Below are 6,000 nucleotides of genomic sequence, written 5' to 3' on the forward strand. Positions count from 1 at the left end.
GCCGTTGCTGGTCTATAACAGCGCCCGCCGGGCCTGGTTGAGGTCGCGGAGGAGCTGCCAGACGGAGCGCCGCTCGGTGACCATCTTGATGATCTTGCGGACCTTCTCTTGCTTGGGGACGCCGTCGACGGTGAGGAGTTCGGTCACGGCCCGGTTGGCCAGGTCCGGATAGAGGGTGAAGAGGTGCGGGTTGTGTTCGAAGAACGACGGGACCCGCCGGTAGTGCCTGAGGTCCTTGAGGACGAAGCTCTCCTCCAGCTTATGGCGGTAGAGCGACATCACGTAAGCCGAGAAGTCGCCGCGCTGGTGGGCTTCGACGGCCGTCTCGCCGGCCATCCGCCCGCTCTCCATGGCCAGGTTCGAGCCCTCCCGGTGGACGGAGTTGACCAGCATGGCGGCGTCGCCGCAGACCAGGAGGCCGTGGTCGAAGACCTTGGGAACGGCGTTGTAGCCGCCCTCGGGAATCAGGTGGGCCAGGTATTCCTTGGTCTCGCCGCCGGCGATGAGGGGTTTGATGGCCGGGTGGGCCTTCAGCGTCTCGATGAGGTTGTTGGGGGTCTCCCCCGCCTTGATCACGTCGGACAGCATCGCCCCGTTGCCGATGGAGATGGTCTCTTTGTTGGTGTAGATGAAGGCCGTGCCGGTCAGGCCGCCGACGGCCTCGCCGACCAGTTCGATGGTCGCCCCCATGCCCGCCGGGAGGTTGAAGCGGTCCTCGATCTTCTCCTTCGGCAGGGCGATGATCTCTTTGGCCGCCAGGGCCACGTGCTCGGGTTTCAGGCCGAGCCGACCGTCGGCGAACCGCGGGATGAGCGAGCTCAGCGAGTTCACGCCGGCGGCGACGATGGTCACGTTGGCCCGCACGTCGCCGTCGGGACGTCCGGTCCGCACCCCGACGACCTTGCCGTTCTCCCAGAGGAGGTCGTCGACCAGCGTCTCGCAGACGAGGAGGGCGCCGGCCTTGACGGCCTGGGCGGCGAACCACTGGTCGAACTTGACCCGCAGGACGGTGAAGGCGTTGTAGGGCTCGACGGCGTGCTCGGCGCTGCGGTGGCCGACCTTGACCACCGAGTCGTGCCCCAAGACCCACATGTTCTGCTCGATGACCGGCCGCTCGATGGGGGCCTCCCTGGCCGCGCCCGGAATGAGCTCCTCCAGGGAGTGCCGATAGAGGACCCCGCCCATGACGTTCTTCGCCCCGGGGAACTCGCCGCGCTCGATGACCAGGACCTTCAGGCCGGCGCGGGCGCAGGTGAGGGCGGCGGCGGACCCGGCCGGTCCGGCACCGACGACGATGACGTCGAAACGCTCGTTCATGGTCTCGCCTCCTGCCCCTCGATCAGCCGCTCGAAGGCTTTGGTCAAGGCCGGGACCACCTGGTGGAGGTCGCCGACGAGGCCGTAGTCCGAGGCTTCAAAGATGGGCGCCTTGGGGTCCTTGTTGATGGCCACGATTAGCTCCGAGCTCTGCATGCCGGCCAGGTGCTGGATGGAGCCGGAGATTCCGCAGGCGATGTAGAGCTTGGGCCGGACGGTCTGGCCGGTCTGCCCGACCTGATGGTCCTGACCGATCCAACCGTTGGAGACGGCCGCCCGCGAGGCCCCGACGGCCGCCCCGAGGGCCTCGGCCAGGCGCCGGATCTTATCCATGCCCTCGGCGCCCCCCGTCCCCCGACCGCCGGAGACGACGATGTCGGCCTGCTCCAGCGGGATCCCCTCGGTCTTCTTGCGGACGAACGTGAGGACCTTCTCGGCCACTTCCTCCTCGGCCATCTGGAACTCGTCCTCAACCACTTCCCCATGGCGGTCTTCCTCCCGCTCGGGCATGGGCATGATGTGCGGGCGGACGGTCGACATCTGGGGACGGCGGTGTCTGCAGAGGATGGTAGCCATGATGTTCCCGCCGAAGGCCGGACGGGTCTGGCGGAGGTCCTTGGTCTCCTGGTCGATGTCCAGCGAGGTGCAGTCGGCGGTGAGGCCGGTGGCCAGTTTGGTGGCGACGGTCGAGGCCAGGTCCCGCCCCTGGGCGGTGGCGCCGAGGAGAAAGATCTCCGGGTGATACTTCTCGACCAGCTCGACCGCGACCCGGGCATAGGGACGGGTCCGGTAGTCGCGGAGGACCGGGGACTGGACCAGGTAGACGCGGTCGGCCCCGTAGGCGAAGGCCTCCTCGGGCATAGCTTTGACGTCGTGACCGAGGAGGACGGCGGAGACTTCGGCCTTCAGGTCCTTGGCCAGCCGCCTGGCCTCGCCGATGAGCTCCCAGGAGACCGGGGCCGGGGTCTTCTCAGCGTGCTCGAGGTAGACCCAGATGCCCTTGTATTGGGACTTGGCGGGGTCGGCCATGGCTTGCGCGACTTCGGGCTTCATTTCGCCGGGGCTCATCGGCCGGCCACCTCCTTGGCCAGGGCGCGCCCTTCGGCGATGCCCTTCTTCACCGGCGGGAGGCCGAAGAGCTTGGCCGCCATGGCCTCGGCCGCCTCCCCGGGCTTCTCTAAACCGTCGGGGATCAGGTCGGTCTGGCGCTTGACCCGGGCCTGCGGGGTGAAGACCTTGCTGACCGTGGTCGGCGAGCCTTTGAGCCCGCACCGGGCCAGGTCCAAATGGAGGTCGTCCTTGGTCCAGGTGATCGGCTCGTACCGGGCCGCCCGGACCTGGTCGGGGAAGGAGCCGTAGCGGACGTCGTTGACCTCGTCGGTCACCGTGAGCAGAGCCGGCAGACGGGTCTTGACCTGTTCCTTGCCGTCGCCGAGGGCCCGCCAGACGGTGATCTCCCGCTTCTCCGCGTCGAGCTTCCCGATGTCCGAGACGTAGGTCAGTTGCTCGTAGTCGAGGCGGGTGGCGATGCCCGGCCCGACCTGGCCGGTATCGCCATCGATGGCCATCTTCCCGCAGAAGACCACGTCGATGGGATCCTTCTCGGCCAGCTTGAGGAGGGCCTGGGTGAGGATGTAGCTGGTGGCCAGGGTATCGGAACCGGCGAAGACCCGGTCGGTCAGCAGGATGGCTTCATCGGCCCCCAGCGAGACGGCCTTCTTCAAGGCCTGCGAGGCCTGGGGCGGACCCATGCTGACCACGGTGACCTTGCCCCCGAACTGGTCCTTCAGCCGCAGGGCCGCCTCGAGGGCGTGGGCGTCATAGGGGTTGACGATCGAGGGTACCCCGGCCCGGACGAGCGTGCCGGTGCTGGGGTCGATCTTGACCTCGGTCGTGTCGGGGACCTGTTTCAGACAGACGACTGCGTGCAAGGTCGCACCTCCGGACCTATTCTTTGAAGGGTCCCGGTGGATGATTCGGAAGCCCTGGTCCGAGCAATTTTCGCTCCTTGGATGGGATTTCCTCTTGAGGTAGATGGTGTTTTTCTTAACCGGGGGTGAGGGCTCCCCCGGCGATACCCGGCCGACCGCGCAGCGCCGAGGGCGCCGGCCAGGCTGAGCAATCTTTGTGTAGATATATGTCTACTAGAATTGTGAGGTCTGGAGGGCCGCTCCGAAGATTCGGATTAGTTTCGCAGGGAAACTTTTGCTCCTGGAAGGAATGGCCAAGGGGAGCCCGAATAATATTCCCGCGGGCATCGGTGCTTGGCCGTGGCCATCCTCATTCATCGTCTGCATCACCATTGTCACACCATAGACAGCCCAGCTTGGCACGATGTATATTGAATTTGCCGGCCGCCGGCACGGACGTCTCGACCAACTCGCCGGACCGGTGTGACCGAAGGATTAGCAAGGGGGAGCAGCATGCCGACAAGGGAACTCTACTGGAACATCACCGGTCATCTTTTTATGTACCTCTTCGTTCTCGCCTTTGCCGTTCTCTTTGTCTGGGGCCTCTATCGCCGCTATCAGATGTGGCGCCTGGGCAAGGCCGATGAGCGCTTCAAAGACTTCTGGCAATGGAAGTCGCTCTGGCCGCGGATCAAGACGGCCATCGTCGACGTTTTGATCCCGGTCAGGTTGTTGCGAGACGCCTACCCCGGAATCATGCACCTCGCCATCTTCTGGGGATTCGTCGTCCTCTTCATCGGAACGCTCTTCGTCGCCGCCCAGGCCGACCTGGGGATCAACACCCTCTTCGGGACCTTCTATCTCCTCCTTTCGCTGGCCCTTGACATCTTCGGGTTGATTGCCATCGCCGGCGTCCTGATGGCCATCTGGCGCCGCTATGTGACCCGCCCAAAGCGGCTCGACAACACCTGGGATGATACCGTCGTCCTGTGGGGCCTCTTGGCCATCCTCCTGACCGGCTACCTCCTTCAGGGCCTGCGTATCGCCGCCGTCGGCGATGAATGGGCGGCCTGGGCCCCGGTGGGGAACGCGGTCGCTTCCCTCTTCTTGGCCCTCGGCTGGAGCGCGGCGGGCATTGAGGTGACGCACCGTCTCCTCTGGTGGTTCCACATGTTCCTCGGCGCCGGCTTCGTCGCCTACCTCCCCTTCTCCAAGCTGTTCCACATCTTCGCCTCGCACCTCAACCAGTTCTTCCGGAGCTTCGTGGCTTACGGCGCGTTGCCCAAGGTGGACATCGAGAACTCCGAGACCTTCGGTGTCTCCAAGGTCGAGGAGTTCACCTGGAAGCAGCTCTTTGATACTGACGCCTGCACACGCTGCGGGCGTTGCCAGGACAACTGCCCGGCCAACCTGAGCGGCAAGGGACTTTCTCCCAAGGCCCTGATCCAAGATCTCAAGACCCACCTCTGGGAGGTTGGGCCGGGCCTGATCAAGTCCAGGGCGGCGGCGGCCAGGGCAGCCAAGGCGGCGGCCGGCGGCGGGACCGCCGGCGGAGAGGCGGCGGCGACGGCGGATGCCGGGCCCGCGGCTCCGGCCAAGGCGATGGTCGGCGAGGTCATCAAGGACGAGGACATCTGGGCCTGCACCACCTGCCGCGCCTGCGACGAGCAGTGCCCGGTCTACGTCGAGCACATCGATAAGATCGTCGACATGCGCCGGTACCTCTCCCTGATGGAGATGCGCTTCCCGCCCGAGGTCGACCGGGCCTTTAGGAACATCCAGAACCAGTCCAACCCGTGGGGCATCGGGGCCGGCTACCGCGCCGACTGGGCCAATGACCTCGGGGTCAGGAAGCTCTCCGGGGGCGAGGCGGTCGACGTCCTCTACTGGGTCGGCTGCGCCGGGGCCTTCGATGACCGGAACAAGAAGGTCGCCACGTCCTTCGTCAAGATCCTCAAGGCCGCCGGGGTCAATTTCGGGATCCTCGGCACCGACGAGAAGTGCTGCGGCGACTCGGCCCGGCGCCTGGGCAATGAGTACCTCTTCCAGATGCTCGCCCAGGAGAACGTCGAAGTGATGAAGCAGTACGGGGTGAAGAAGATCGTCACCACCTGCCCCCACTGCTACAACACCCTGAAGAACGAGTACCCGCAGTTCGGCGGGGACTTCGAAGTGATCCACCACTCCGAGTTCATCGCCAAGCTGCTGGCCGACGGCAAGCTGAGTCTGAACGGCCAGGGCAGGCTGAGCGGCCTGGTGACCTACCACGACTCCTGCTACCTCGGGCGCTACAACTCGCTCTACGCCCAGCCGCGGGAGATTGTCAAGGGCGCCCTGGCCGACAACGGCCGCTTCGTCGAGATGCGGCGGAACCACGCCAAGAGCTTCTGTTGCGGCGCCGGCGGCGGCCGGATGTGGCTCGAAGAATCCCAGGGCCAGCGGATCAACGAGCTACGGGTCGACCAGGCGGCCGAGGTCAAGGCCGAGACGGTCGTCACCGCCTGCCCCTACTGCCTGACGATGTTCAGCGACGGGATCAAGAACAAGAGCCTCGAGGAGAAGATGAGGACCATCGACCTGGCTGAGGTCGTGGCGGCGAGGTTGAAGGAGTAGTGTCTGAGGGCTAAGCCAATAATCGGGTAGGAGGCGGGTTCGCCCCGCCGTCCTCCCACACCACCGGACATGCGGGTCCGCATCCGGCGGTTCATCAAGCTTGACGAAGGTTTAGGTAGGTTTCGGTGAGACTCTTGAGGCCCTGGGCGCGCCAGTAGGCG

Annotated in this window: 4 protein-coding genes; 1 reads left to right on the forward strand and 3 read right to left on the reverse strand. The window is 65.6% G+C overall.

Annotation, left to right across the window (positions count from 1 at the left end; genetic code table 11):
• Positions 1-12 precede the first annotated feature (12 nt).
• From VGL40_01390 to VGL40_01400, 3 genes are read right to left on the reverse strand one after another with little or no spacing between them, the layout of a single operon-like run.
• Positions 13-1,317, reverse strand: coding sequence for an FAD-dependent oxidoreductase (locus tag VGL40_01390; protein ID HEY3313924.1), 1,305 nt, complete (start codon positions 1,315-1,317; stop codon positions 13-15).
• Positions 1,314-2,384: an electron transfer flavoprotein subunit alpha/FixB family protein gene (locus VGL40_01395; protein HEY3313925.1), complete on the reverse strand. Its 1,071-nt coding sequence runs from the start codon at positions 2,382-2,384 to the stop codon at positions 1,314-1,316. The genes VGL40_01390 and VGL40_01395 overlap by 4 nt, the downstream gene beginning before the upstream one ends.
• Positions 2,381-3,247, reverse strand: a complete 867-nt coding sequence (locus tag VGL40_01400) for an electron transfer flavoprotein subunit beta/FixA family protein (GenBank protein ID HEY3313926.1) — start codon at positions 3,245-3,247, stop codon at positions 2,381-2,383. Before VGL40_01400 ends, VGL40_01395 begins: the two co-directional genes overlap by 4 nt.
• A gap of 492 nt (positions 3,248-3,739) precedes the next feature.
• Here VGL40_01400 and VGL40_01405 point away from each other — a divergent pair, with 492 nt between their 5' ends.
• Positions 3,740-5,839, forward strand: a complete 2,100-nt coding sequence (locus VGL40_01405; protein HEY3313927.1) for a heterodisulfide reductase-related iron-sulfur binding cluster — start codon at positions 3,740-3,742, stop codon at positions 5,837-5,839.
• The last annotated feature ends 161 nt before the right edge of the window (positions 5,840-6,000 follow it).

The sequence above is a fragment of the Bacillota bacterium genome (assembly GCA_036504675.1).
Lineage (GTDB): Bacteria > Bacillota > Sulfobacillia > JAJYWN01 > JAJZPE01 > DASXUT01.